25 protein-coding genes and 1 pseudogene are annotated in these 26,971 nt (G+C 50.0%); 10 read left to right on the top strand and 16 right to left on the bottom strand.

What is annotated here, in order from left to right; translation table 11 throughout:
- Nucleotides 1-250 precede the first annotated feature (250 nt).
- The 7 genes from K6K13_RS03155 (at nt 251) to K6K13_RS03130 (ending at nt 9,858) form a co-directional block, all read left to right on the top strand.
- Nucleotides 251-1,201 (top strand): tellurite resistance domain protein, encoded by a 951-nt coding sequence (locus K6K13_RS03155; protein ID WP_252120407.1) that lies wholly within the window; start codon nt 251-253, stop codon nt 1,199-1,201.
- A 49-nt stretch (nt 1,202-1,250) separates the two neighbouring features.
- Nucleotides 1,251-1,811 carry an SrfA family protein gene (locus K6K13_RS23060; protein WP_252120406.1) on the top strand — a complete coding sequence of 187 codons (561 nt, stop codon included), beginning with the start codon at nt 1,251-1,253 and terminating at the stop codon, nt 1,809-1,811.
- 5 nt (nt 1,812-1,816) lie between these two features.
- Entirely contained in the window at nt 1,817-2,689 is an 873-nt protein-coding gene (locus K6K13_RS23055; protein WP_252120405.1) for an SrfA family protein, read from the top strand.
- 8 nt (nt 2,690-2,697) lie between these two features.
- Nucleotides 2,698-5,766: a virulence factor SrfB gene (locus tag K6K13_RS03145; RefSeq protein WP_222159499.1), complete on the top strand. Its 3,069-nt coding sequence runs from the start codon at nt 2,698-2,700 to the stop codon at nt 5,764-5,766.
- The gene (locus K6K13_RS03140; protein ID WP_222159498.1) at nt 5,766-8,480 is read left to right on the top strand and encodes a putative virulence factor; all 2,715 of its coding nucleotides are present in this window, start codon (nt 5,766-5,768) and stop codon (nt 8,478-8,480) included. Before K6K13_RS03145 ends, K6K13_RS03140 begins: the two co-directional genes overlap by 1 nt.
- Nucleotides 8,474-8,719: a hypothetical protein gene (locus K6K13_RS03135; protein WP_252120404.1), complete on the top strand. Its 246-nt coding sequence runs from the start codon at nt 8,474-8,476 to the stop codon at nt 8,717-8,719. The genes K6K13_RS03140 and K6K13_RS03135 overlap by 7 nt, the downstream gene beginning before the upstream one ends.
- Nucleotides 8,720-8,901: 182 nt before the next feature.
- Nucleotides 8,902-9,858, top strand: coding sequence for an Rpn family recombination-promoting nuclease/putative transposase (locus tag K6K13_RS03130; RefSeq protein ID WP_222159497.1), 957 nt, complete (start codon nt 8,902-8,904; stop codon nt 9,856-9,858).
- On the opposite strand, the gene K6K13_RS03125 is transcribed toward K6K13_RS03130, so the two are convergent.
- The 8 genes and pseudogenes from K6K13_RS03125 to K6K13_RS03095 form a co-directional block, all read right to left on the bottom strand.
- On the bottom strand, nt 9,855-10,502 hold the full coding sequence (locus K6K13_RS03125; RefSeq protein ID WP_222159466.1) for a tail fiber assembly protein: 648 nt from the start codon (nt 10,500-10,502) through the stop codon (nt 9,855-9,857). The genes K6K13_RS03130 and K6K13_RS03125 overlap by 4 nt on opposite strands.
- Nucleotides 10,502-11,407 (bottom strand): phage tail protein, encoded by a 906-nt coding sequence (locus K6K13_RS03120; protein WP_222159465.1) that lies wholly within the window; start codon nt 11,405-11,407, stop codon nt 10,502-10,504. Before K6K13_RS03120 ends, K6K13_RS03125 begins: the two co-directional genes overlap by 1 nt.
- 380 nt (nt 11,408-11,787) lie before the next feature.
- A complete protein-coding gene (locus K6K13_RS03115; protein ID WP_222159464.1) occupies nt 11,788-12,129 on the bottom strand; it encodes a hypothetical protein in 342 nt (113 codons plus the stop codon).
- A gap of 110 nt (nt 12,130-12,239) precedes the next feature.
- A pseudogene (locus K6K13_RS23050) lies at nt 12,240-12,485 on the bottom strand (IS3 family transposase); the annotation flags it as partial.
- 227 nt (nt 12,486-12,712) lie between these two features.
- Entirely contained in the window at nt 12,713-13,777 is a 1,065-nt protein-coding gene (locus K6K13_RS03110) for a CblD like pilus biogenesis initiator family protein (RefSeq protein WP_222159463.1), read from the bottom strand.
- A 35-nt stretch (nt 13,778-13,812) separates the two neighbouring features.
- The gene (locus K6K13_RS03105; RefSeq protein WP_222159398.1) at nt 13,813-16,443 is read right to left on the bottom strand and encodes a TcfC E-set like domain-containing protein; all 2,631 of its coding nucleotides are present in this window, start codon (nt 16,441-16,443) and stop codon (nt 13,813-13,815) included.
- A gap of 128 nt (nt 16,444-16,571) precedes the next feature.
- Nucleotides 16,572-17,012 (bottom strand): CS1 type fimbrial major subunit, encoded by a 441-nt coding sequence (locus K6K13_RS03100; protein WP_252120395.1) that lies wholly within the window; start codon nt 17,010-17,012, stop codon nt 16,572-16,574.
- Between the two features lie 100 nt (nt 17,013-17,112).
- Complete coding sequence (locus K6K13_RS03095; RefSeq protein WP_222159396.1) at nt 17,113-17,847, bottom strand: fimbrial protein; 735 nt, start codon at nt 17,845-17,847, stop codon at nt 17,113-17,115.
- Between the two features lie 665 nt (nt 17,848-18,512).
- Between K6K13_RS03095 and K6K13_RS23525 the strand changes: the two genes are divergently transcribed.
- From K6K13_RS23525 to K6K13_RS03080, 3 genes are all read left to right on the top strand, one after another.
- Nucleotides 18,513-18,776 carry a helix-turn-helix domain-containing protein gene (locus K6K13_RS23525; RefSeq protein WP_222160937.1) on the top strand — a complete coding sequence of 88 codons (264 nt, stop codon included), beginning with the start codon at nt 18,513-18,515 and terminating at the stop codon, nt 18,774-18,776.
- A 121-nt stretch (nt 18,777-18,897) separates the two neighbouring features.
- Entirely contained in the window at nt 18,898-19,137 is a 240-nt protein-coding gene (locus tag K6K13_RS03085) for an excisionase (RefSeq protein WP_222159395.1), read from the top strand.
- Nucleotides 19,138-19,147: 10 nt separating this feature from the next.
- Nucleotides 19,148-20,182, top strand: coding sequence for a tyrosine-type recombinase/integrase (locus tag K6K13_RS03080; RefSeq protein WP_222159394.1), 1,035 nt, complete (start codon nt 19,148-19,150; stop codon nt 20,180-20,182).
- 458 nt (nt 20,183-20,640) lie between these two features.
- Here K6K13_RS03080 and K6K13_RS03075 read toward each other — a convergent pair whose 3' ends face one another.
- From K6K13_RS03075 to K6K13_RS03045, 8 genes are all read right to left on the bottom strand, one after another.
- The gene (locus tag K6K13_RS03075) at nt 20,641-21,927 is read right to left on the bottom strand and encodes a hypothetical protein (protein WP_222159496.1); all 1,287 of its coding nucleotides are present in this window, start codon (nt 21,925-21,927) and stop codon (nt 20,641-20,643) included.
- Between the two features lie 111 nt (nt 21,928-22,038).
- Entirely contained in the window at nt 22,039-22,164 is a 126-nt protein-coding gene (locus K6K13_RS23420; RefSeq protein ID WP_286206779.1) for a hypothetical protein, read from the bottom strand.
- Entirely contained in the window at nt 22,164-22,796 is a 633-nt protein-coding gene (locus tag K6K13_RS03070; RefSeq protein WP_350338149.1) for a tail fiber assembly protein, read from the bottom strand. Before K6K13_RS03070 ends, K6K13_RS23420 begins: the two co-directional genes overlap by 1 nt.
- A complete protein-coding gene (locus K6K13_RS03065) occupies nt 22,793-23,404 on the bottom strand; it encodes a phage tail protein (RefSeq protein ID WP_252120485.1) in 612 nt (203 codons plus the stop codon). The genes K6K13_RS03070 and K6K13_RS03065 overlap by 4 nt, the downstream gene beginning before the upstream one ends.
- A 35-nt stretch (nt 23,405-23,439) precedes the next feature.
- The gene (locus K6K13_RS03060) at nt 23,440-23,928 is read right to left on the bottom strand and encodes a phage major capsid protein (protein WP_222159495.1); all 489 of its coding nucleotides are present in this window, start codon (nt 23,926-23,928) and stop codon (nt 23,440-23,442) included.
- 127 nt (nt 23,929-24,055) lie between these two features.
- Nucleotides 24,056-25,015, bottom strand: a complete 960-nt coding sequence (locus K6K13_RS03055; protein ID WP_222159494.1) for a hypothetical protein — start codon at nt 25,013-25,015, stop codon at nt 24,056-24,058.
- A 33-nt stretch (nt 25,016-25,048) separates the two neighbouring features.
- Nucleotides 25,049-25,348, bottom strand: a complete 300-nt coding sequence (locus tag K6K13_RS03050; protein WP_222159493.1) for a hypothetical protein — start codon at nt 25,346-25,348, stop codon at nt 25,049-25,051.
- Nucleotides 25,345-26,970, bottom strand: a complete 1,626-nt coding sequence (locus K6K13_RS03045; protein ID WP_252120403.1) for a portal protein — start codon at nt 26,968-26,970, stop codon at nt 25,345-25,347. Before K6K13_RS03045 ends, K6K13_RS03050 begins: the two co-directional genes overlap by 4 nt.
- Between the last annotated feature and the right edge of the window lies 1 nt (nt 26,971).

The raw sequence follows: 26,971 nt of genomic DNA, 5'->3' as shown, positions 1-26,971 counted from the left end.
ACGATTAACAAGTGCTGCTGCAATTGATGATTCAACTCTGGCAACTTATGAGAAGACTGTTGCTATTATACACCGTCATCTTCCCTCCTCTTTGGCGCTACTCTATGCATCGGTCCGCCGTAGCCCAGAAGGGAACCTGGAGTGGTGGACAGCGCGCCAATGACTTGCAAGACCACTCTCAACGCTGAATGAAGCGGAACAACGCACAGTTCAAGATAAACGCCAGAAATACCAAGAGATAGTGGCCAGCTTGATTGAACAGCTTAGAGCACGCGGCGATAGTCAGTCAGCTCAAGCGCTACAACAGCTACTCACCCATTCTCATGGGCTGGCCTGCTATGACGTGGGTGGAGAGCCTGTCTTAATCAACTGGGCAATCCCGTTAGTAGTAGAACCGCTTCCCGTTGTCACCGCCGTACCTTGGTGGCGACGCTTACTTCCCTGGCTACTCTTGCTTCTTTTATTATTACTGTTAGCACTTGCCTACTGGTGGTATCGATGCAACACACACAATGATACAGCCACTCAGGCACCGATTGTGGAGCCTGCCCCTGCTGTCGCCCCGCAGCAACCAGAGCCTGTGCCTGTGCCTGTGCCCGAGCCTGCGCCTGCGCCTGCGCCTGCGCCTGCCAATACCAAACTGACCAAAGATAACCCCAGCATCAAGCTCGCTAAGCAAAAGGATTTTGGAAAAATCAAGGTCAATCTGACCTGGCAACAGGGCAAACATCAGCGCCCTATCGATCTCGATATCGCAGCATTTGTTCGCCTTAAAAGCGGGGAGCTTGGGGGAGCAGAAGCGCTCAGTAAGTTCTTTGGCAATTACGAAAAACCGCCCTATGCAATATTGCAAAAAGATCTACGAGATGGGGCCGATCAAGACGGTGAATGGATTTTTATCAACGGAAGTCACTGGCAAGAGATTGATGAGGTACTGATTTACAGCTTTATCTACGGCGGAACGGATAATTGGCAAGGCACTGATGCAACGATAACCCTCTATGTACCAGGGCAACGGCCTATCAGTACCACGCTGGCAAATGGAAGTAACAGCAATCCCGTAGCAGCGATCGCCAGATTAAAAAATGTCGATGGCGATATCAAAGTTGAACGACTCAACAGCTTTTTCAGCACACGAAAGTCTATGGATAAATATTATGGCTGGGGCTTCACATGGATGGCTACTGGGGACAAAGAGTAATCATATCATGATGACTTTCGTTAATTCACAGCCGCAAAAGGTTTAGACAATGCGAAATTCGATTCAGGGACCATTGCTACGTACGGGTCATAACTCCTCATTCAAAGCGCTCGGTGAAACTGGCTATCCCGTATTCAAAATGGCTTTTCAGTTACGCGAAGCTATTTATCGTCTTGATGCAGGGCGCGATCTTGCTCGACACTTGGCTATCCCACAAAACGATCAGGGCGGCGATCGCACTGACTGGTACAGTAGCTTTCCTGGCGATATCATTCCCTGGAGCACAGCCAACGAGACCGAGCGCGCATCCGCGCGCCATCAATTCAGTGAATTCCAAACAGCCGTACAATCCTTAAGCGAGCAACTGCTCAATGCAGACCAAAGCGGAACCGGTGGCGACCGTAAGGTATTTGCTCAGCTACTAAAATCGGTCGTGTATTTCCCTGATTACGACTTTGTCTATCTGGTTGACGGAGTGCTCGTTATTACCTTCTGGGGTTTTATCCACCAGAGCGGCGAACAACGTAATCCTATGCACTGGTATTTCCCGATTCGGTACCGGTGCAAACCCCGCCTGCTGCAACAGCGCAACAGACCGAACAACCAATGATACCCGTGACTGGAACCCATCCCGAGGCAGAAAGTATCAAGCGATCCTGGTTCTGGAAGTGGCGTTGGTTGCTGGGATTCTTGTTGTTACTGCTGTTACTCGCGCTCTTGTTGGGTTTACTGCGTGGTTGCGCCCCATCGCTCCCCCTACCAGGTTTGTCAGGATTATCAGACAAGGCCGCTGTTAATGTTCGCAATGACAGCGTCTCCTCGTTGAATACGCAAACACACTCAGATAAAAGCGTGTCAACGTTGACGAGTGAAAGCAATATCGATTCAAGTCAGACCTTAGAGAGCAAGCAATCCCCAGCAGCAACGGGGAATAAAAACAATACAATCGATGATAAGCATCAACCGGCGAACAATGCCGACGCTGCAGATGCAGAGAAATCGTCAGACCCTGTTCAGCCCAGCACCCCGCCTTCTCAGGCTAGTGAAGCGCAGCAACCCGAAGTCGCCCCCAACACCGTACCACCAGCGATACCAACGCAGGGAGAACCGCTGACACTTCCTCCCGCCGTACCCGATGGTCCGGCTCAGTTTCTCAATGGACAATGGCGTGCTAACGGTGGCATTCAGGATAAGCTCACAGGCCGACCGCTCCAATTGCAATACAACTTTGATCAAGGCAACGGTACCGTTAGCGTGCGTCAATCCAGTGGTGTGACCTGTAATGGCCCCGCTAAAGGCAGCGTGCAGCAAGGCACTCTCACCATCACTAATCCAGAGCAGATGACATGCAGTGACGGCTCAAATTTTATTGTTCCAAACGTCGAGTGTAAGTCACCAGCCTCTGGTCGCACTGATTGTATCGGCAGCACTGATGGGGAAAAATCCTTCCCAATCCGCATGCTTCAACCCAATATCTCACAGGGATGATTTAAACTATGTTGCCTGAGATTGTTTCTTTCGATCGTCAAATCACATTGGTCGGCGACTCCGGAATCCAGTTTATGGATTTTGGTTTAACCCTCGGACACCTGCCTGCGGGTGAATTTGTTAAATTGGCTAACGGTGTACTCACCCGACTGATCTATAACGAGCAGCGCGATTACTATTTCTACCAACCCACGGCAGAGAATATAGAGAAGGCCAAAAGCCAATACGATATTCCGGTGGATAAGAGTATCAAGCTATTTGATGGCGTCTGGTTACCGCTTCCTCTGTTTCGTTTTAGTCCGCCCAATGTCTATCAGGAAGGCCCTCTAAACTGGGCTCGTTTTCGCATAGTGAAGCTGGCTAAACCCGATATGGACGGCCACAGCCACCGTGTGACACTGGCTATCGATACTCGCATTATGGCCAAACAGCACTCCGCCGCCGATCTCAGTCCCAACCAGGAAGACGTTAATTCGGGCGCGACATTTGCCGTGGCCACCGCCACCTATGCACTCAATTGGTATCTGACTCAGGAGTGGGTAACCGATTGGCTAAAAGAGGTGTTTAAAGAAACCAGCAAGGGGCGAGACATTGACGAACGCGAACAGGAACTCGCACAACACTATCCAGTAGCCCACTATCTCAACCTGCTGTCGTTGATGTCTATCCCGATAGAAGGGATGCAAAATGAGACAGCGCCACACATTGAATTGCCACAATTTCGGATGATCGCTAATAGAGAAACGAATGCCATCAAACCGATATCGGTCGATTTGGTCCTTGACGTTGGTAATTCACGGACGTGCGGTATTTTAATTGAGGATCACGGGCAATCGGGTTCAGGTTTAATGCAAAATTACGTATTGAAACTGCGCGATCTCAGCACCCCAGAGCACATCTATACCGATCCCTTTGAAAGTCGTGTCGAGTTCTCGCAAGCCTTTTTCGGCAAAGACCACTGCTCTGTGCGTAGCGGACGCCACGATGCCTTTCAATGGCCAACGATCGCTCGTATCGGCGGTGAGGCCAGCCGCTTAGCTGCACGCCGTCGGGGCAGTGAAGGCTCTACGGGGTTATCCAGTCCCAAACGCTATCTCTGGGATGAGAAATTTTATGGCCAAGGTTGGCGCTTCAACGGTAGTTACGTGCAAGACACGAATCCATTAGCGACTGCGGCCCCGTTCGCCAACTTGATCGATGAGAGAGGCGAGGCACTGCACACCATTGAAGACGAGATGGATCGCATTCCGATATTTACTCCTCGCTATTCACGCAGTGCGCTAATGACTTTCATGCTGTCTGAAGTATTAACCCAAGCCATTAGTCAGATTAACAGCCCGGAACAGCTTATTCGTCAAGGACATGCGGGTATCCCCCGCCAGCTTAGGCATATCATTCTTACCGTTCCACCGGGCTTACCAATGGCCGAACGTTGTATTCTCGATGAGCGTATGCGTCAAGCCGTTGGCCTGGTTTGGAAATCCCTGCGCTGGCACAGCGGCGAGAATGATCCCTATCAGGATGAACAAGAATCGCCCGACCACGCGAAAATCAAGGTCCCGCTGCCCAAAATCCGAGTAGAGTGGGACGAAGCCTCCTGTGCTCAACTGGTGTATCTGTATACCGAAATTAATCAGAACTTCGCTGGCCACCCAGAGGTGTTCTTTAATACGCTTGGTCGGCCCGATCGCAAAGCACGAGAAACGATCTCGATCGCTTCGATCGACATTGGCGGCGGCACCACGGATTTGGTGATTACCGATTATCGTTTGGATCATAATGGTCTGGTTGGCGGTGGCGCTAATGCACATATCATCCCCCAACAGCGCTTTCGCGACAGCTTCAAAATCGCAGGCGATGACATACTGCTTGATGTGATTCAATCCTACCTTCAGCCTGCCTTCGAGCAAGCGCTCCGAGAAGCGGGTGTTGTCTCCGTCGAAACACTGATGTCTCAATTGTGTGGTTCTCAAAACATCAGCGCATCAGAAGCCGTTCTGCGCCAGCAGCTTAGTCTACAACTGTTCGTACCGTTGGCTCTGTATATTCTAAGAAGTTACGAGCAATACGATCCTCTGGATGAACAAACTCATCGCGTGATTAACCAACGCGTGGGTGAGTTGCTCCCTACTGGCAGCATCAGTGACGAGGTGGAGGGATTTGTTCGCCGAGAAGTACAAAAAGCGGGTGGCACCAATGATTTCAAACTGGCAGAGATCAAGCTCAATCTGCCATTGGTGAAGCTGCACAATGATTTTTGTGCGGGCGAGTTCAACATCGGTAAGGTTCTTACCGCATTGTGTGAAGTGTTGTCCTGCTATCATTGCGATCTGTTGCTGCTCACGGGTCGACCTTCACAATTGCCGGGTATTCAGGCCATTATCCGCCGTAATCTGCCGCTCCCCCCCGGACGGATATTGCCGTTGCATGGCTATCAGACAGGAACCTGGTATCCGTTCCACAAAAATGGCCATATCGACGATCCCAAGAGTACTGCTTCAGTAGGTGCAATGCTGTCTCAGCTGTGCGCCAATCACAGTATTCCTAACTTCCATTTCCGCACCTCGGCGCTGAAGCCCTACTCGACGATTCGTCACATCGGCACCATCGATATGGATAACCTGATCCACGATGCTGAGATTATCTATCGTCATATCGAATCGGACAACGGCCAGATCACGCTGCCCACAATCATCGGCGAAGATGGGGAGGAGACAACGCAAAGCATCATTATGCGCGGCGACCTGCGACTGGGCTATCGCCAGTTGGATGCCGAACGCTGGTCTGCAGCACCGCTTTACACCCTGCGTTTTAGTGAAGAAGGTCGTAAAAAATTCTCTTCAGCGACCTCCACAGATAACGGTTCACCCTATCTCAAAGTGCGGCTGACAATTGATAAAGGAAACCGCGCTCGCAAGTTGAGATTGATCAGCGATCGCCTGACGGTCTTAGAAGTGAGCAGTAACACCGACAAAACGTTTAGCAAACGAGATGTAGAACTGGAACTCAATACTATGCCCGAGACCGGGCTCATAGACAGTCGACACTGGCTTGATAGCGGGAGTGTAAAAAAATAATGATTAATGAACAGCAATCCCTCACTCAAGGTTGGTCAGCTATTGCCCAGGGTTGTAAAGAGGCATTGGGTTGGGTAGACGCCGTGCGGCCAAACTCCCGCCGGCTGGATAACGAGGCCGACAAGCTCACCTTAAGCCTGTTGCGCACATGCAACCAGGCCAACAGCCTCACCCAAGTGGCTACCACACCGATGACAGTGGGTTTTTTTGGCATCTCACAAGCCGGAAAATCATACCTGATATCAGCGTTAGCCGCAGGCAACAATGGCATGCTGGAAGCAACATACGGTAATCGGCGGGTAGACTTCATTAAAGAAGTCAATCCCGTGGGGGGAGGTAAAGAAGCTACCGGATTGGTCACTCGCTTTACCAAACAAATCCCCTCTTCTCCAGTCGGCTATCCCGTACCGTTGCGCCTGTTTAGCGAAATTGATCTGGCAAAAATCCTGGCTAATGCCTGGTTTAACGACTTTAACCATGAGCAATTAAGCTACCAGCTCGATGAACATCGCATTGAAGAACACCTACGCCCCTTCTTGCCGCGTGCTGAACAAAGCAAAACACACAATGGCGTCAGCAGCGAAGATGTCGTTGCATTATGGGACTATCTCAACGCGTCGTTTAAAAAATCAGTGGAAAAACTTGAGCATGCCTATTGGCCACAGGTGCTGAAAATCGCACCGATGCTCAGCTCAGGCGAACGCGCAAAACTGTTCTCACTACTGTGGGGCGAACTGCCTGCACTGACTGAAACTTATCGATCATTAGCGGCGGTGTTAGACAAGCTTAATCATGCTCGGATGGTTTTTGCACCGCTAGAGACGCTGATCGATCAAAGCAACGGCAGCATCATGAATGTCGATAGCCTCAATCGCCTTGGTTCACACCAAGATCGTAACGTCGAGATCCGCTTCTGGGATGACAATCAGCAGATCAGTAGTGCCAGTTTGTTACAAGCAGAGTTAGCGGCATTAACCACAGAGCTGATCTTTCCTTTGGCAGAAGTCGCCAGTGAAAGCATCATGAATCACGTCGATTTACTCGACTTTCCCGGTTACCGCGGTCGCCTCAAAATAACGTCGATCGAAGATGCGGGCCGGGATGGCCACAACCCGATATCCCAGCTACTGCTACGCGGCAAGGTGGCTTATCTTTTCGAACGTTACACCGATAACCAAGAAATGAACGCACTGGTCGTGTGCGCCAGTTCAGCCAAGCAAAGCGACGTTGCCGATGTCGGCCCGGTGTTGAATCGTTGGGTGGAAAAAACCCAAGGAAAGAGTGCAGCAGAGCGTGGTAAAAGCAAGCCGGGATTATTCTGGGCCATCACCATGTGTGATATGCGCATCAACAACAGTCTGCAACATACTGAAAGCCAGTTGAAAGAGGGCTGGGAAGGTATGCTGCACATGACACTGCTTGAACGCTTCGCACAATATGACTGGCTGCAACAATGGGCACCAAACCAAGCCTTCAACAACTGCTTCCTTGTCCGTAAACCAGGGATCGATAACCCCTTCCTTGTCCTTGAAAAGGAAGCGGGTAAAGAAACGCTGAAGGAAGTATCGCTGACTGAACGCTATCATGCTGTGCTCGACACGATGAGCAACGCGTTTATCAATGGGAAAAATGTGATTGAGCACGTCGCTGAACCAAAAGCCGCATGGCAGGCAATGCTCACCCTCAACGATGGGGGCATGTCCCGCCTGACCCAAGCACTGCGTGGCGTCGCCCATCTGGACTTTAAACTACAGCGTCTGCGCCAACAATTACAGACATGTCGTCAGGAAACCGGTGATCAACGACTTGGTCGCTGGTACGAGCATGACGGTGACGGTCAACAAGCCCAGAAAAAGGCCATTGCCAAAACCTTGTGGCAGGGATTGTCAGCTTGCCCGCTCAGCATGGGAGAAATGATCAACCGTTTAGATCTTCCCCCCCATGAGCTGAACAACATCTATCTGAGCATCCGCGACCAAGATCAAGGACCACAAGAAGCCAGCGACGAACGCCCTCAGAATGGGTTTGCGAGCAACCCATTTGCTAACAACCCGTTTGCTGACAATCCATTTGCAAACGATCCCTTTACTGCCTCCCCGATGGAGGAGTCGGTGGCCGTCGTTGAACCAACGCCCGCCACGAAAAGGATAGGGCAAGACGATGAGTTCGCTCATCAGGCATTCAAAGCCTGGGTAGCTCACTTAAGAGAACTACCACAACAAACCACCCAATGGCATCAGCTCGGTATGAACAGCGAGTTGATTAACTTGCTAAGCGAAGAACTGATAACCGCAGCCACTCGCCAGGATCTCGAAGGCACATTAAAGCTCGCGCTGGCGGGTCAAGAGCAAGCTGGTACGCGCCGTGAGCACTTAATGGCACGTCAAGTGCTGCGGGCCCAATTGGTGATGCGTGATTTTATTGCCTGGTTTGGCTATCTCTCGCTGCCTGAAGAACAGGTTCCTAGTAGCTATATTGGGAACAAAGATAAAGTGTTTACCCACAAAACCCAACTTGCCAGCGATGAACTACCGCAACTGCCAACGATAGCACCGCAACCAGGGGTCTCCTACCTGGGTGATTGGTTGTCAGCACTGATGACCATCATTCTGGACAATGCAGGCCATAGCGCCACTCGCGATATTTCTGTCGAACATAACCGGCAACTCGGTCAAATCATCGCCAAATTGAAACAAGAGAATATGCCATGCTAGCTAAAATCATCGCCTGCCAACCAGCAGAGCCGGGTACAGCACAACTGATGGTCCGCCTGCGCGGCGAGCAAGCACTGCTGACCAGCCTGACGTTTATCATTTGCAACAATGAGCAAAACTACCTCCAACCTGACGGTAGCTGGAGTCCTGCTCAACACTGGTTTACCATCGATGGCGGCTATCCTTTGCTTAGCAGAGTTAAAATAAATAAAAACCATTATTATCAATATATTGAATGACTTTATCGCTCAAAAAACAGGCAACAAAACACGACAAAGCACGACAATACACGACATTTTTATCAATAACTTGCCGTCCATTTCGACTTTCCAACACCCTTCCTTAGGTGTCACAAATCACATTCACCCCGCGCTGGAAATCCCGATGGCATACCGTAACCTGAGCAAGGTATACTTCGCCGATGACAACATCCTCACTTTCCCAACATGATTCTCTGTTCAAAAAGTTTCTCGGTGATATCGCTGTGGCCCGAGACTTTTTGGAAATCCATCTACCACCACACCTGCGTGAGCGCTGTGATTTCAGCACACTTGCGATGGAGTCCGGCAGTTTTATCGAAGACGACCTGCGCACCCAGTGTTCGGATATGCTCTATTCCGTGCAGACAAATGCGGGGAGAGGCTACATTTATACACTCATCGAGCACCAAAGTAGCCCTGAGAAGTTAATGGCGTGGCGTTTAATGCGTTATAGCATGGCAGCCATGCAGCGCCACCTAGAGCAAGGCAACGAGACCTTGCCCGTGGTCATTCCACTCCTGTTCTACCACGGCACCACGTCGCCCTACCCCTACAGCACCCAATGGCTCGATTGCTTTACTGACCCTGAACTGGCAGAATCAGTCTATACACAGGCATTCCCGCTGGTCGATATCACCGCTATGCCGGATGATGAAATACTCTCTCATCGGCGGGTAGCACTGCTGGAATTGGTGCAAAAACACATCCGTACTCGGGACATGCTGGAACTGGCAGGAGATATCGCCCGCCTGCTCAATCTATGGGCGATACCTAAAGAGCAGTTTCGTAGCCTGATGTACTACATTGTAGGTCGAGGCGAAACCTCAGACACCAGACAGTTCTTGCATACCATAGCCGCACAGACACAAGATTATCAGGAGGATGTCATGACCATTGCAGAACAGCTACGCCAGGAAGGTCGCCAAGAAGGCATTCACCTCGGTCGCCAAGAAGGTCGCCAAGAAGGACGCCAAGAAGGACGCCAAGAAGGCGAGCATACCGCCTCGCTCAACATTGCAAGGCAACTTCTCGCCAACGGCGTTGAACGTACTCTTGTCAAAATGTCGACCGGCCTTTCCGACGACGAGTTGGCTACCCTGTTCGACGACCGACGCTAATTCACCGTTTTTCCACCTTCGGGCGCTTCCGGCCAGTCGATATCCGGCGCTGTGCTGATATCAATGCGGCTCAGCTGCACCCGGTACGTTCTCCACCCCTTTAACGCGGTTTTCTCTTCATGAGTAGCCATATCCAGATCAACCGCATCGCTCAGCGTCTCAATGCGGGTATTCGCTACAGTAAGGCGTGAGCTTAACTCCTGTTGTGCCGCCTGCTGCTCAGCTAGTGATTCCGCCGCTTGCTGGGCTTTCGTGTCTGTCACCCACTTTTTTCCGTTCCACTCATCGAACTCGGTCTCGGGCTTCAGTAACGTGACATTATCCGGCAGTTCGCCGAATTGGGTGACAGTCTGTTCCTGCCGTGTTTCTGTGCCGTAAACCGTTTGCCCGCGATGATCGGGTGAAAATTCCCACAACTTGCCATCAGCCGAGCGATGCAGCGCTTGCCCAACAGGCGGTAACTCTGGTTCATCGGGGTAACTGTGGGCGGGAAGGCCTACACCAAGCATGAGATACTCCATGCTGGCGCTGTGGTATTCGCGCGTGAAATGATGCGCGCGATAGACAGTGATCCAGCCAGCCTTTTTGCTGAGTCCATTTTCGCCTAATTCGGCAGTCTCAATATCAGTAGAATAGTTGCTCATTATGCTGCTCTCACAATGTAGTTAAAGGCGATGTTGCGCGGGCGGGTTTCGTTAGCGGTTCGTGTTTGTAGCGATGAATCAAACACCCCGCGTGCGCCAAAACTATTGCGTGTTGATACCGCGTCGTAATTAACCCTCGCGGTGCTGTCGATGTATAAGGCCCCGCAGGGGGGATAATCGATACCTCCACCGGCGGCTTGATCGTCCATAGCCCATTTTGCTGTTATCGGTTGCATCGCATCATTCTGCGCTGAGAGCAGTGAACGCCCAGGATCAACATCGCGCCCATCATCCCAGCCACGAATAAATTCGCCGCGCAGGTCAGGTAACACTCCAGACGGATAGGCAAGCGCCAATTGCGGATAGGTGGTTTTGTTGAATGTCTGGCCGTTGCACTGGAGCCAACCAGCGGGCGGGGTTGATAAGGCATAGGGAACGGGAGAGCCAACAGGAAGATCCAACGGCAAGGTAATGTTAGCTGTACCATCAAACGGAACGCCGTTAATATTTCTGGGAGTGGACAGTTTACTTGCTCCGTTTGTGGAAATATCAACCAGATCCTCTTTAATGTCGTTAATTTCTGTCTGAACTGTATTGCCGGATGTTCCCACAACCAATCCGGCCCCTGATGTTGCGGCTAGTTGAATTAACACATCAGCCGCGCTACCGGACTCCGGCAAAACCCCAATAGGCTTACCGCCAGAAACCGCCAGTATTTTCCCTTCGAGTTGGGTGATTGGCGGCAAGGGTGCCACAAACGGATCAGGGGCGCGGATAGTGCGCTGATAAAGAGTCAAATCCCCTGAAAACGGATAGGTGGAACGGAATGTGATTTCGTCATACCCGATGCGAATTGGGTTAGTGCCTTCTACCTGCCAACAGTCACCGTAAATGCTGAAAACCATGGTCCCATTAGCAACATCCCTCGCACCGTCAAAGTCAGACGCTCGCCGCCACATAACCGGCCCCGCTAACCATATCCCATTATCGCGCTTGTCATCCTGGTTCATCAGCAGGACGCGCATATCCTGCGTTGTGGTTACTGTCCCTGTCTCCCGCCATCGTTGACGAGGTTATCCTCTGCTCACCGAAAGTTGTTACATTGTGATCGGCAGAAATAGCCACTGGCGGCTTTACTGCTACTGAAGTTGTAAGGCCAAAAAGCCGATCTTCTGATGTTGCTGGCATTGACTTTTCTCCAGGCGTGAGTCGTCACCACAGAGCAAATCTGCGGTGATACTCTGAAGCATATTTATTCGGATAAGAAATAACCCGGAACCCCGGGTTATTTGCCGCTTTTCTCGGTTAGCAGGATAACGTCAGATACATTGCCGTGTTCGTCATAAGCAATTTCATAAGCTACACGATTGCCATTTGCGGATGATTCTATTGGAGTCCCGACAACCTCCCACTGCCCAAGCGTTAATACATCGGCGGCGGCATGTCCAACAGCCCTCCCAGCTTTAGCCCCACCACCATACCCTTGAGTAAATTTCCAGATATCCCACTTCTTCCCATCATGCTCAGTCTGCGCAATTGGGTACCCAAATTCCCCAAGCAGAATGCTACGCGGAGTGCCTTTCTTAAAAAGACTGACATCCTTCTTTTCAGGTTGCTGGGTAGCCATATAAACGGAGCAATTTGATAAAAAAAACGGAGAGAATTGCAATCAGGAAGGTTGTTTTTATTTTCATTTCATCACGTTGATGTGTAAGTTAGAGGTGCATAGTGTAGTGGTCAACTAATACTGGCCACCGCATTAGACTGTATGTAGAACCGTCGCTCAGAGTCGTTTGGCGTTAAGCCGCCGTTATACCAGTGAGCCCAGATAGCGCTGTAATACCCCGTGATGTAGCGGATCATCGCGTCATGGGCTTCGCTGAAGCTGTTGTAACCCTTTGTCGGCACCCATTCTGTCTTCAGGAGGCGCAAGAACCGCTCCATTGGCGCATTATCCCAGCAGTTACCCCGCCGCCTTAACGTATATGTAGCCGTGGTCGACAACCCGCTTTGCGGCTTCGAGCTTAAATTCCGCCGTAAAATGTTTACCCATGAGGTCACCTGTCGTGTTGGTGAGGTGAGCATATCACCTCCGATCAGGTGGCCAGTACCAGTGTGCCACTACACACTTTGTTGCATTTCGTTTGGGAATTGGGGATTGAATACATGACCCAAAAAGGATTCATCCCGTCAGGGTGAACGCTGTTTTTTCAGCTGGTGCTTGGGGTATAGGTGACCGTCACCGTCCCGGTATAATCGCCGCTGTGTTTAGTTGAGGGCTTAAAAGTCTGGGTGGTAAATGTCAGCGGCGCCGGAACACAATACGTGGATGTCGTGTAGTCTGGCAGGGTGACCAGTCGTGCGGTGAACCCCCCATCCGGTGCTGTCCAGGTGATGGACTCGCCATTCTTCACCGTCTGCGCAGCGCGGGTAACCGGATTTTTTACCGTGATGGCAAAGTCAATGCGGTCTGCCGCATCCGCCGCACTCCCTCCGGTCCGGTAGACGGAGAAAAGACCCGAGGTACGGTCTGAAGGTGAAGCCCCCTGATCACTTAGCGACAGGATTATCGTTTTTCCTGCCGCATTCGCGCCGTCATACAGACACATATCCAGCGAGGCCGAACCGCTTGTGGTTGTCGATAAGAGCCCGCGAACGTCCAGGTCAACAGTTGCATCTGTGGACGCAAAGGCCGGGAAATACACCTGCTGGGCACTTTCTGAGGTGACAGTCAGAGTGATGCTGGCAGTCCAGGTGGCCACATACGTAGCTGGAGAATAATTGTAGTAATCCATCACCAAAGTGGCGCGCCAGACTCCGTCAGTCAGGCTGCTTAACTCACTCTGCGCGATACTATAAGTAAGTATTGGCGCATAAAGACCACCAGAATTTACCCCGGTCCAAGGTTTAAATGAATTGGCCGATCCAATATTACGCACTCCAGCCACAGTCAGGGTCTTTGTCTGCCCGGTGCGGTCCTGGGTGAACGTCAGCGTAATGAAGCCCGGGGCCAAGCCAGTCCAAGAAAGGGCTGTCGGACAAGCTCCATTGGTGCTGTCCGTGCTGCTTTTACAGACCATGCCTACGTTAGTTGAGTTCGTCCCAGTACTGCTGCCAACGATAACCTTATTCCAGATATACAGCGGGGCGGGCAGCGAACTGGTGTCCATCGTCTCCGTCACGGTCGTCGTGTTGCTTGTCGGCAGGTCAGCCAGCACAGGCAGCGATACCAGCCAGCACAGGGCTGTCAGCCAGCAATAAATGTTTGTTTTCATCGGCTCTCACGGTCTGGATTATTGGTGTAAACGTATTAGTCTGTCATTGCTACCGGGCTGTTTGTACGCTCTGACCCGGCGGTCATCAGGGTAACCTGACGACGCTCTGCTGACGGCAGATGCGCCATATCTGTGCGCTGGCACGTGGTGGCACCCAGATAGCGAACGACATCGCGTACTTTCCGCACCTTCAGTGCACACACCCAGAACCGGTCTGCCCGCATAACGTACAGCTGGTCCATGCGTGACTCCGTCTCCATGGTAAAACCGCCGTCACCGACTGACGTCCATGACGCCACATTGAGGGGGATAGCGCCCTCAAGAGGCTGACGTGAACCATCAAGCAACCGGCCGAGCCAGATATAGCGCGGACTCACGGTAACCTCTTTATTAAGTATTTTACCGGGAGCCATAAAGGCCGTGGTCGTGCCCGTACCCCGGGTGATTTCAGCCGCCACCCCGTCAGAGGGGACGCCCGACTCATTGATACTGAATCTGCTTTCCTGATATCCCTGCGTCGTAAACACTGCCCGCCGCCCGCTTGTGATATCCGTCCGACGCCCGAGACCGGAGATACTGACCCGGGAACCGGTCTCGCCATCACTCTGCCCGACGGAGACACCAAAGGCTGAGGCCGCGCCGTCATTACTCCAGCGCCCCAGCGCCACGCCTGACCGGTCCACCACCAGGGAGGAGTTGTAGGCTCCGCTGCTGCCAAAGGTATGCCGGCGGCTTCCTGAACGGTCCCACGCATCACTTACCGTCAGCGTGCCATCACCGTACTGACTGCCGGTACTTCCGGTGACCGAGCCATTCACCGTATCAGTATTGACGCCTGACAATGCCACGCCTATGCGGTCATTTCCGTTATCTTCGCCATATTGGGTCATTGATGTACTGTACCCAAGCTGACTTCCACTTGGCTGTCCAGACTGCCAGCTGACGCCGGCGCTGGTTGTCCGGCGAGCTCCGCCTGAAAGTTTCGTACTGCGGGATATTGATACCCCGATATACCCGCCTTTGTCGGGGCTGCTGTAGGTGCTGACATTTCTGACATAAGCGCTCAGCCGCGTGTTTATATTGAGGCCATTGACAGCAAAGCTGCGATTCAGACCAAGCTGCCAGTTCTCGCTACGGGAGCGGGACTGGTACACCTGTTCCCAGGGGGCACCGGCATTATATTCAGCACTGTTTTCATCCAGGTCCTGACGGTAAACATAACGCCCCTGATTATCGCTAAGGGTATAACCCACAATGACCTGCCAGCTCATTACGGGAACAGACAACATCACGCTGGTGTTTTTGTAGCAGCCCGTGAAGTCATAAATATGCGAGCGCTGGACATTACAGTCATCCGCCGTCCGTGATGTGCGGTAAAAGCTGAGAGCGAAACCATCGTTGTAACTCACCTGCTGGGTATTCCCTCGGGAACCATCGCTGCCTTGCAGCGAGCTGACCCGCGTGCTCAGCTGCCCCCCCGCGTCAAATCCATGAAGCCAGTCGGCTGCCGCTTCGGCATATTCAGACTCACTGAGTACAGCCGTTCCGGCCGTAAGCGCCAGCGTGTCTGTCAGAGGGAGGCGACCGCCGGCATGCATGACAAAATGCTCATGTGAAGCATCCGTAGTCATGGAGGAGCGTTCACTGTCCGGTGAACCCGCCTGCAGGAACCACTGAAATCCGTTCCCCCACCCTATCTCCTGGCGGGTATAAAGCTGTGATTCCGTTCGTACGAGCTGGTTATTCTCATAAATACGCAAGGTCAGCGTGTAACTGCCCGCCGGTAACATACTGGTATCGAGTAACTGCATGCCGGCTTTGAGGTAGAACGTGTTGAGCAACTGATTATCCCGGTAGGCATCCACTCGCGCATCCCGGGGTAAAAACAGGTTCACAGGCGTGCCTGCTGACATTTTGCTTTTATTTGCCCACGCCAGAGTCGACCCCATACGAAAGCCGCGAATGCGCCCTATCGGCAACTGATTCAGGGCTATATTCCCCCCCGCATTCGTATAGATATCCTGAGAATTCATCAGTCCGGCCTGGATATAGATGCGTTTCAGAAAATCCTGCCTGAAATACGCATTAGAGGCTTCCGCCTGCTGGGTACCGGAATGACCAGAACGCTGGCTCAGCCAGCTCCAGTCCACATTGGCATAGCTGGTTTCTCCCAGCCCGAGAGTGCCATTACCTCTTAATGTCAGTGATTGATACTGACCCGTCGTGGCCAGATTTAGAGCCTGCTGGTGAATAAGTGCATTGCGGCCTGCTGGCGTGGCCTGGTAATAACCACTGTCTTCAGGCTCGTGAAGAGTGTAACGGTCGCTGAGAAACAGTCTGACTACATTATTGTTTTCATCATAAATAAGACCGAGGCTGTCTGTTTTGAGATAATCACAGCCGACACGCCCCCGGTGGGCACTGCATGATAACTGGCCATTCCTGCTCAATGGCAGATGAAGTTTTTTTGTCAGCAGGGAATCAAGTCCGGAGGGATTGCCGTAAAGTTTCGCGATGGCCAGCGATAATTTATCAGGCTCAAGAAAGGTTATATTTTCAAGGTCCACCCGGATACGGGCCATGCCAAGAGACTGACCATATACCTGAACCTCTGACTGAAATTCCTGACCCTGAATCAACTCTTCAAACCCTGCCGGGACACGCATAGTGGCATGAGATATCGCTGGAATGATGACTGCAAAAGGAAAGAGAATACTACAGACTGGAAATCGGTTCACATAAAACCCGCACAGAAGATACCTGACGGGGTTGCCGCCAGGTATGAATTAATAAATCAGGAGCCTTGGCTTGTTGCCTGCGCCAGAACCAGGGAGACGGTTCCGCTGTAGTCACCCGCAGTACTGACAACACCCTTGGTTGTCTGGGATATCACCAGAGGGATTGTGATTGAGCCGTTAGTAATCCCGTTCGGGAAATACTCGGCAAACTCCAGTTTCGAGCTCGCCGTATTAAGCTCGATACCGTTCAGCGTCACCGTAAGAGGGATGGTGGTGGTCGTCGTCGGTGCGCTCAGTGATGGTGAACTTGTTGCCAGGGCAATAGTCAGGTCAGCAGTGGCTGAGTTAGACCAGAGCTTCACACTCCTTGAGACGGAATTGAGCCCATGACTCGGCAAATACGACATGGCAATGGTGTCCGGCAAAGCCGTGCCGTCAGAGAGCGTGATATCCACGGTCGGATCAATCGATGCCGTGACGGTGATGTCTCTTGTCACAGCATGCGCGGATGTGAAAGTCAGAATGGCTGCAGAAAGCAGTGAATATGAAAGAATTTTTTTCATCAGTTACCCTTAAATCAACTGTTCTTAAAAAGTACTATGGCAATGCCTCAGGCGTTATCTCCTTCACATTGCCGGTTGTAACATCTGTATATTTAAACTTGTACTGCTCACCTGGTTTGAACGTAAAATCTTTAAGGATGACCTGCATATCTGGATAAATTGTTTTCACTTTGTTTTGCCATTTGCAGTTCCCCTGCTTATCACAGATGCCAATTTCCTTTAATTGCAATCTGACCGTACCATCATTTAAGATTTCAGATGAGCCCGGACGGTATTTCATGCTGACCACTATATTCTGAGGCGGCACATGCAATAAAACACCCCAGATTATATTGACACCCACCCGGGTGGAAATATCTTTATTTGATGATTTCCCGGTAATCTCAGAAGAGAAGGTGTTTTTATCTACAGACTCAAAGTAAATACGCCAGGTTGTTTCTTTCTCTGGTGGTAACATTGATACAATTCGGACAATCCTTTCACTGCCGGCTGCCAGCGCAATTTTCGAGGGCACCACAGCAATGCCGGTATCACCGCCAATATCGGAGACAACTTCACGCTCCTGCGGCGTGCCGGGATTTTCTATTCGTTTCAGCGTCACTTTAACAAATTGCACATCATCATCTTTTGATACAAGCGTCAGTTGCCTGGTGCTTTTGTCATCAAGAGAGGCTACCATCGGGTAGACGTACATTGCCGCGACAGCATCTGCAGCCAGAAAAAAACAAAAAAACGCAGTCACACCGAAAATAAGTGAACGAAGCCGCATGACAAACCTTAATAAAATTAATATTCATTTATCTGAGCCGGTAACAAACAGATTAAAACAGTTCCATGCCCAGCATAACCGAGAGAGAAAAACACACGCCCCGACCGTTGGTGACGGCATATATACGTATTTACGGCGCATTAAGACGATCATGTATTCAATACGGGCTTTGTTGAATAATAGTGAATCATGCTGTTTTTCCATGCAATTTTTGGTTGAAAATGCTTGTCACATCAGGTGTACAGTTTTATCTAACTGCATGATTTTGCGTTGCGATGATCTGTCGTTTCACCGGGGGTGCAGCATAAAATATGTTTATTCAACAAAGCCTTCAATACGTTGATTGGCTATCAGAAATAATACCCCCACACAATGAACGTGCCGATGATACTGTCGTGCGAACTTTCCCAAAACACCCCTTTGAGAGCATTATACACAACCACACATAGATCGTCAAGACTTATCGAAATAAATTATTTGATAGTCACACACTACGGATTCCCGGCATAAACCGCCCAGGCAAAACGGCACTATCGGAAAAAATGTCCAATATTTATTTTGATGATCGGATTTATTGCCCCATTCCCACTCGAAACGCAACAAAGTGGCACACTGGCCAGACCCGGATAAAATGAGCGTTCTGGCCTTACTGGAGAGCCTGTTGCATACAGGGAAAACATCTGACTCAGAAAGAACGGTTCTACATCGAAAAGCGACGTGGTGAAGGTGTCAACCAAGCTACCATCGCCAGAGAGCTTGATATGCCTCGCTCGACCATCAGCAGGGAACTCAGACGCAATACCGACCCCACTTTCAATGGCGTCTACTGCTGTAGAAGGGCGGACAAATCAAATGGTGATTTAGGGACTTATATCATTGGCGCTGACACGACCTGCACCAGCACCTTAATCAAGGCTGTTACCGCCTGAAATCACCTTCATCACCGCACACCCTGCCTGCAACCTTCACGGTACCGTTTCTGAGATTCACAAATCCCCCCTTGCCACCATGACAAATGGCGCAGCGGCTTGATTTTAGCAGAGGTAAATAATGGCATACATCACCTTATCCGAGTGGAACCGGCGGCAAACCCGTCCGCGCTGCATGGAAACCGTCAGGCGATTGGTCAGGAGCGGAATGATTTTTCCCGCACCGATACGAGATGGGCGCGAATATCTGGTTGAGGAAAACGCCTGCAAGCTCACCCAGAACAAAAACATTGGCCCATCCAGCGCCCTTCACCCCACCCTGTTATCGAGGATAAGACATGGCACGCCGGAGAAGCCATAAGAACCGCGATTTGCCGCCAAACCTGCAACCGCGCAATGGCGGCTATTTTTGCTACCGTGACCCGCGCACCGGAAAAGAGTATGGCCTGGGCCGCCATCGACAGGGGGCCATTACGCAAGCCATCGCCGCTAATATGGCGATTTATGGCTCATCAAAACCATCACCGCTCGTTGACCGCATCAACGACACACAGGTGACTACAGTTAGCGAATGGACTGAACGTTATCTGAGGATACTCGAAGGACGGAAACTCAAGCCGAAAACGATGAGCGAGTACAATAAATACCTGAAAGCAGTCAATGCCCACTTAGGTGAATTCGCTATTCAGCAGGTAGAAACCAAAGACATTGCCTCGTTCCTTCATCAGTGGGTAAAAGAAGGAAAAGTGACAATGGCGAACTGCATCAGGGCGTTGTTACGTGACCTGTTTCGTGAAGCGATTGCTGAGGGGCTACTCAAAAGCAATCCTGCCGAAGCCACCCGAAACCAACGTATAAATATTCAACGGGGGCGCATAACCCTGGATGCGTGGAAAGTCATCCGCAAGGCAGCGGATAGATTACCCGCCTGGGTCGGGCCCTGCCTTGACCTTGCTTTGGTGACAGGTCAACGCCTCGGCGATATACAGGCGCTATGCTGGGAGGATTTAAAAGACGGACGGCTTTACATCAAGCAAGCAAAAACAGGCATGATGCTGGCGTTTTCCCAGACAACCCGCATCGACTGCCTCAATTTATGCCTTGCTGATGTACTGAACCAGTTCAGGAAATTAAACAACGGAATAGCGCATATTGTCGCAAACACCAAATACAAGCAATTTGCCGCAAAAACGATATCTGCCGCTTTTTTGAAGGCGCGCCGTATATCAGGATTAACATGGGAACGCAAACCTCCCTCATTTCATGAAATCAGAAGCCTGGCGGCACGACTCTACACTGATGAGAAAGGGAGGGATTATGCGCAAAAATTGCTCGGACATAAGTCATCAGAGATGACGGATAAATACCGAAATGTCAGGGGCGCTGAGTGGACTGAGATTGAGTAATTTCGATCGAATTTCGAGTAATTTCGACCGATACGCTATAACATATTGAATAATAATCTCGGTATTTTTATGGCGCTATGGCATGCTTAGCAGAGTTAAAATAAATAAAAACCATTATTATCAATATATTGAATGACTTTATCGCTCAAAAAACAGGCAACAAAACACAACAAAGCACGACAATACACGACATTTTTATCAATAACTTACCGTCCATTTCGACTTGCCGACTCCCTTCCTTAGGCGTGACAAATCACATTCACACCGCATTTTTACGCCATAACACGGCACAGTCCCCCCCCCGCTGCCTGAGCGCATTTTTGTATACGGGGACCCGTTGGTGATTTGAGACTTTTGCTTTGCCATGGGGACCTGATGTTGAAACGACTGTAGCGTTCAGATTCGCCAATCTCCTGAAATTTCGATTTATTCAATAAAGCCTACACTCTCTACAACTATTACCGAGCGTTGCACTTATTATCTAAATTCGCGCAACATAATGTTTTATTATTCAATAAAGCTACTTTAGAAAAATTCACTTTAGAAATGAAATTAACCTTTTTAAAATACTCAACTTCATCTTTTAATTTAATTTCATATTCACCTGGATTGCCATATGAATCTATAAAAGATGCTACTGCAAAGTAAGGGGCTTTTCTTTCTGGAGCATCACCAATCCAACGGTGGGGTTTAGTATCCTCATCGTTTATTGGGAATTCAATCTGATAATTAACCACTGTTAATGTACCGTTATCCTCTTGTTTTTCTATTTTGTCCTTAAAGTAGGGATAGCACTTATATGTGTAACCATTCCCATCCAATATAATGCTGTCATTTATAATAATTTCCCTATTTTCATCTGCAGAATACCAAAAATTCAAATAGAAGCTACCATATTTTGTAAAAGCAGAAAACCAAACAGGAACATTGCTCGCACCAAAAAGATTAAAACACTGTTTGTCTTCTCTTGTAAAATCACATAACCTATCCATATTTAACATAGTATTGTTAATTACACAGGTGTCATACGCCTCTTCGGTTTCAATAATACTAGGGTGTTTTTTAAAATAAAAAGATAATTTATGTGAAGATAATATATTAGTGTTGTCTGCATGTGTGTTTCTTGGAAACATAGTATATATATTTTTTTGCACCTTTCCTGAATAATGTTCACTTGACCTTCCCAAGTACTTGCTGAAACTTGTCCATCCTAATTCATGTTCGAGTTTTTTATTAGTATATGTCACATAAACTTGTTCGTCATATATTGACTCTTGCTCTATTGCCTTGATGTGAATTTTTTTCTCTGGGCAATCTGATGATTGAAATCCCGGTGGTGAAAATTTTACACATATTTTATACTCACCTGCTTTGATAGCTCTAACGAAATATTTTATCTCTGTAACATTTTTTTCATGTTGATATAATTTTCTGCCATGAAGATCAGTAATTGGAGTTACATATTCATATTGGTTTCTATCAATAATTACATAAGGTGATAATTCATTTTCGTTTTCGCAATAAAAACTTAAATAGTTAATAAGTTGTTTTTCAGATACATTCAATACATTACCTTCCTCATCATTAAGGGCAATTTTTATCATAATGCATGCTTGATGTAACCCATTAGAATAAATCTTTGCTTTTTCAAGTAAAAAACAACACTCTTGTTTTAATATATTAATTTCTTGATAAATTAATACATTGAAAACACTTACTTTTTTTACTTCACTAAAAGAATCCATACTGTATCTCCTGAAAACAAACAAATTTATATAAAGGCATCAACGCGTTAAGCCCATCTATGTACACCTGCTGCTCGTTCACTTTCGCGGACAGGTCTTGTATCGCTTCAATCAGTAACGCGATATGCTGCCGTAGCTGACGACGTTCACCTCTTTGATGACCGTGCCATCAGGTGCGTGGTAATCACCCCAATTGCTCACCGCCTCAGGCAGGAGCTTTTCCAGCTCATCGGCCATCACTCCGACACTACCGGCCAGTCGATATCCGGCGCTTTGCTGATATCTACACGGTTAAGCAGCACGCGATATTTTTTCCACGCGACAAGCTGCGCCCTCTCTACTTCCGTGGCCATATCGAGGTCTGCTGCATCCTGTAGCGGCTGAATACGCGCACTCGCAACGGTCAGCCGTGAAGCTAATTCCTGCTTTGCCGCCTGCTGCGCCGCTTGGACTTCTGCTGTGTGTTGGGCGGCTTTGTCTGTTACCCATTTCTTGCCGTTCCAGGTATCAAATTCCGTTGCCGGAGCCAGTAGCATTACCGCTTCGGGTAGCTCACCCATCGCCGCGACAGTCGAGGCTTCACGTGTCCCGGTGTTGTAAACGGTTTTACCCCGATAATCGGGTACATGCTCCCAAGACAACCCGTCAAGGCTGCGCCGTAATGCCTGACCCGCCGGCGGCAACACCGGTTTATCGGGGTAACTGTGCGCAGGTAAACCTACGTCCGCCATCAGATATTCATCACTGGCACTCAAGTATTCCCGTGTGTCCGGATGCACATGATAGACCGTGATCCAGCCAGCCTTTTTGCTGAGGCCGTTTTCGCCTAATTCGGCAGTCTCAATATCAGTGGAATAGTTGCTCATCATGCTGCTCTCACAATGTAGTTAAAGGCGATATTGCGCGGGCGGGTTTCGTTAGCGGTTCGTGTTTGTAGCGAGGAATCAAACACCCCGCGTGCGCCACTTCTCGCACGTGTTGATACCGCGTCGTAATTAACCCTCTCGCTGCTGTCGATGTATAAGGCCCCGGAGGGGGGATAATTGATGTCACCGCCAGCCGCCATATCGTCTATCACCCATTTTGCTGTTATCGGTTGCATCGCATCATTCTGCGCTGAGAGCAGTGAACGCCCAGGATCAACATCGCGCCCATCATCCCAGCCACGAATAAATTCGCCGCGCAGGTCAGGTAACACTCCAGACGGATAGGCAAGCGCCAATTGCGGATAGGTGGTTTTGTTGAATGTCTGGCCGTTGCACTGGAGCCAACCAGCGGGCGGGGTTGATAAGGCATAGGGAACGGGAGAGCCAACAGGAAGATCCAACGGCAAGGTAATGTTAGCTGTACCATCAAACGGAACGCCGTTAATATTTCTGGGAGTGGACAGTTTACTTGCTCCGTTTGTGGAAATATCAACCAGTTCCTCTTTAATATCGTTAATTTCTGTCTGAACCGTATTGCCAGATGCTCCCACAACCAATCCGGCCCCTGATGTTGCGGCTAGTTGAATTAACACCTCTGCCGCGCTACCGGACTCCGGCAAAACCCCAATAGGCTTACCGCCAGAAACCGCAAGTATTTTTCCTTCGAGTTGGCCGATTGGGGGCAAGGGTGCCACAAACGGATCAGGGGCGCGGATAGTCCGCTGATAATGTCCTGGTCAATTTTGCGATTGAGCACGGCCATTGTTGTACCTTGCATAATGGCGCGTTGATCGCCCTGGCTGGCAAAGACGTTGTAATTTGTCTTACGCACCAGATCGTGCCATTCAACCAGCGTTGCTGTGTATTGATTCAGGTTGTCTGCGCGCGCGGGGATCATGCCGTTAACGCCACGCGTCACCGCGGTAGCGCCACCAGAGTCGGCCACCAGGAATACAAACTGGTTTCCCTTTGGAATGCCGTCAGTAATGGTAGTTTGTCGAACCAGTGATTGGTTCTGTTCGAAACCGGCAATGAATTCATTGCGGTATAGTGTTTGAAACGCGGTACTCGCCATTTTTTTATTTCCTCATCGGTTGAATATGGCACCGAGGGGGTATCCTTTCTTCAAGCAATAGCGGGGTGTCCTCAGTGAAGAGGGGCCGTTGCTTGCAAAACGGGGCCGTATGTGCGGATTTGTACTGCTAGGTGAAACGCTCTTTTGCTTCGAGAAGTTGCATATAGCGATCTTGCATTTTCGAATCTTTGTTGTAGGCAGATCGATTCTCTTTCATTACTTTCTCTATCTGCTCAATCTCGGTATCAATTGCCGATATGTTGTTTGTGCCGGGAACAACTGTGCCCACAGGGTTAACTTGGCGAGCGAGATCAACGAAGAATTTAGCGACGCCAGGGTTGTTGAATATGGATACGCCGTCAGCGGTTTGCGCGCCCAGGAAGAGCTCTTTAGCATCCTGCGGCAAACCTTCCAACATGCCGTTAATCAGATTGATGTTGCGCCGGTACTCAGGGCCCCACTCTTGCCGCAATTCATCTTCCGTGCTTTGCTGGGCGGCAAGGTTACGCTCATGGCGCTCAACCATTTCCTGCTCAATCTGGCGCTGATTCCACTCGATAGCAGCTTGCACATGTTCTTTAGAAACGTTCTTGCCGTGCATCTCAGCCAGGAACGAACCAACGCGAGCCCTTTCCGCATCATCAAACACGATGCCAGATGGCAACCCATCAAGATAATCATCCGATTTATCGGGAACATCGTTCTCTTTGCGCCAGTTCGCTAACTCTTCATCAGTTGGCTTATCAGGCAACTTGGCAGTTTTGAATTCACCGGAACTGAGCTTGGCTTGCAACTCGCGATGCGCCTTTGCCAAAGCCTCTGGCGACGAGTAGCGCTCAAGCTGTTTACGGTACTTGGCATCATCGCCAGCCAACTGATCGCGCCAGTTCTCAGGAAATTTCTGTGGTGCTGCCGGGGGTTCTTTATCCGGCGAGTTGAGAACGTTCGTTGTCTCAGCATTGGCGGTGGTTTCTTGCTGCGCTGTGGTTTGCTTCTCCTGCGTAGCCGTTGCTGTAGGTGCGCCGTCTGCGCTGCCTTCATCGCCTGCTTCGGCATAATATTTCAGGAGCATGTTTCGAAAAAGCATGGGATTTCCTCAAAAAAAAACCGCCGAAGCGGGTTATTTAGGGGGTGATTGTTTCTTTCGCTGCTTGGATTGCTCTATCATAGCACCGGGCAGGTTGACCATCTTCACCAACTGAGCGCCAATAAAGCGCTTGCCCTCTGCAAATGCTGTGTCTCGCTCACTATCGGGGCGATAGCTAAGGTCGTAATAGCCGGTAATATCCATCAGCGACTTCATAATTAGCTTTTGCTGTTCTTCGCTTGCTGTTCCTGCATTTAATGTCTTGAACGCATACACAACATTCAGGTTGTCAGCCCATAGATAAGGCTCATATGGTGCTGGTGCTTTCGTCATGCCGCCCCCGCGAGTGATTGAACTGACTGAGCGGCGTTTGCCACATCGCTTACCGTTTGAGCACCCTGCTGCAATTGTGCAACCTCTGCTGCTTGCTGTTGCATTGCTTGATTTTGCTGCTGAATCTGTGCCACTTCATCTTCACTGCGTAGCCATTTGGCCGGAGCGCCAGAGCCAGAGATTGCATCGCGGATCATGCCGTTGACATCGACATTTACAGCGCCGGGAGCCTGCTCAAGTTGCGCAGCACCCAGCAGAATCTGTGCAACAGCCTGAGCCTGTCCTTGCTTCTCTTGGCCCAGCGCAGTCTGTAGCGGGCTTTCAAACGTAAACTGAACATCTTCACCCTGTAGCGATTCCGGTATGTCATAGACCGAACCGAATGCCCCGGCCCGCATCAGTTTATTAAACGTCATATCGCACAGGTCGCCGTTGTATTCCGGCTCCATCGGAGAGAATAGCGGCGTTGCCTGCCGAATGTACTCTTGGACACGCTGACTAACTTCATAAGCTGTCATACCGCTGGTATCGGGCAAAGTCAGGCTGTTCAGGTAAAATGCCTGGTGGATCATCGAACGAACATCGTCGCGGATGTTAATCCCGGTCGGTAGTGATGTGCTCTTGCCAAACTCGGCGATCACGTTTCGGATATCAGTATCAAGCTCGATATCAGCCCAGGTTATACCGCCCGCCATTAGGTTGAAGTCATCGCGGAACACCTCGCGATTTGCCACCATTGGCGGATCCACTGATTTCTCGCCAGCTTCCAATAACACGCGGGTAATAGACTGAATCAGCCGCGCATCTGGTAGCGCGACGATAGTTGCTGGTGAGTATGCATATTGAGAACCAGATACCGTTTGCCAGCGTGGAAGGCAATAAATTTTGTCGAATGATGGAGTCTCTTCCATCACGTGTTGATTATCCACGTCAATGTAGATGGAGACGAAAGGCGCATTGAATTTCTTTCCTGTCTGATAGTACTCAGACGGAACAACAATGTGGCGACACTTAATCTTCTGGTACGGGTCTTTCTCCAACGCGCCATTTACTTTCTGCGCCACGTTGTTGCCAAACAGATGCTTTAAATCACGCGCTGTTGGCTCCCACTTGCGATGAATAGTATCAATCGCACCCTCTGCATTTTCACACCAGGCCAAATCTCGAAGGTGCCAGCAACGATACAGAAGGCCATCTGCGTTTCTGTTTAGCTCAACACTGATGGCACACTGCCCGAATGCCGCGTAATCGTGATCACCTTGTTTTGTGGCTTTCACAAACTGTGTGCGTTTGTCATACATGGCGCGATATTGAATATCTCTTGCCCATTCGAGCCAGACTTTAGCTGACTGATTCGGTGAGTTTTCACCAACGGAGAGAGTGAACCATTTTCCCCGGCGCAACATCGTAGAGAAAGCATCACCCAACTCGCGACGGGCCAGCGTTGGATAAGAAGTCATTAGGTGATCGGCGAACTCAGCCCCCAGAGACCGGCATATTGTGAAATCAGCGCGCTCAGGGTAGAAGTTTTCTGCGGTTTCTTGCCAGAGCGACAGCAAAGTCGTTTTCTTTCCGAACAGGAAATCGCCCTGTTTTATCAACTCACTCGCTCTGCTATCCATC

Origin of the sequence: Symbiopectobacterium purcellii (assembly GCF_019797845.1) — a bacterium.
Taxonomy (GTDB): Bacteria; Pseudomonadota; Gammaproteobacteria; order Enterobacterales; family Enterobacteriaceae; genus Symbiopectobacterium; species Symbiopectobacterium purcellii.
Note: the sequence above shows the minus strand (reverse complement) of the source record. Positions and strands in the feature narration are given on the sequence as shown.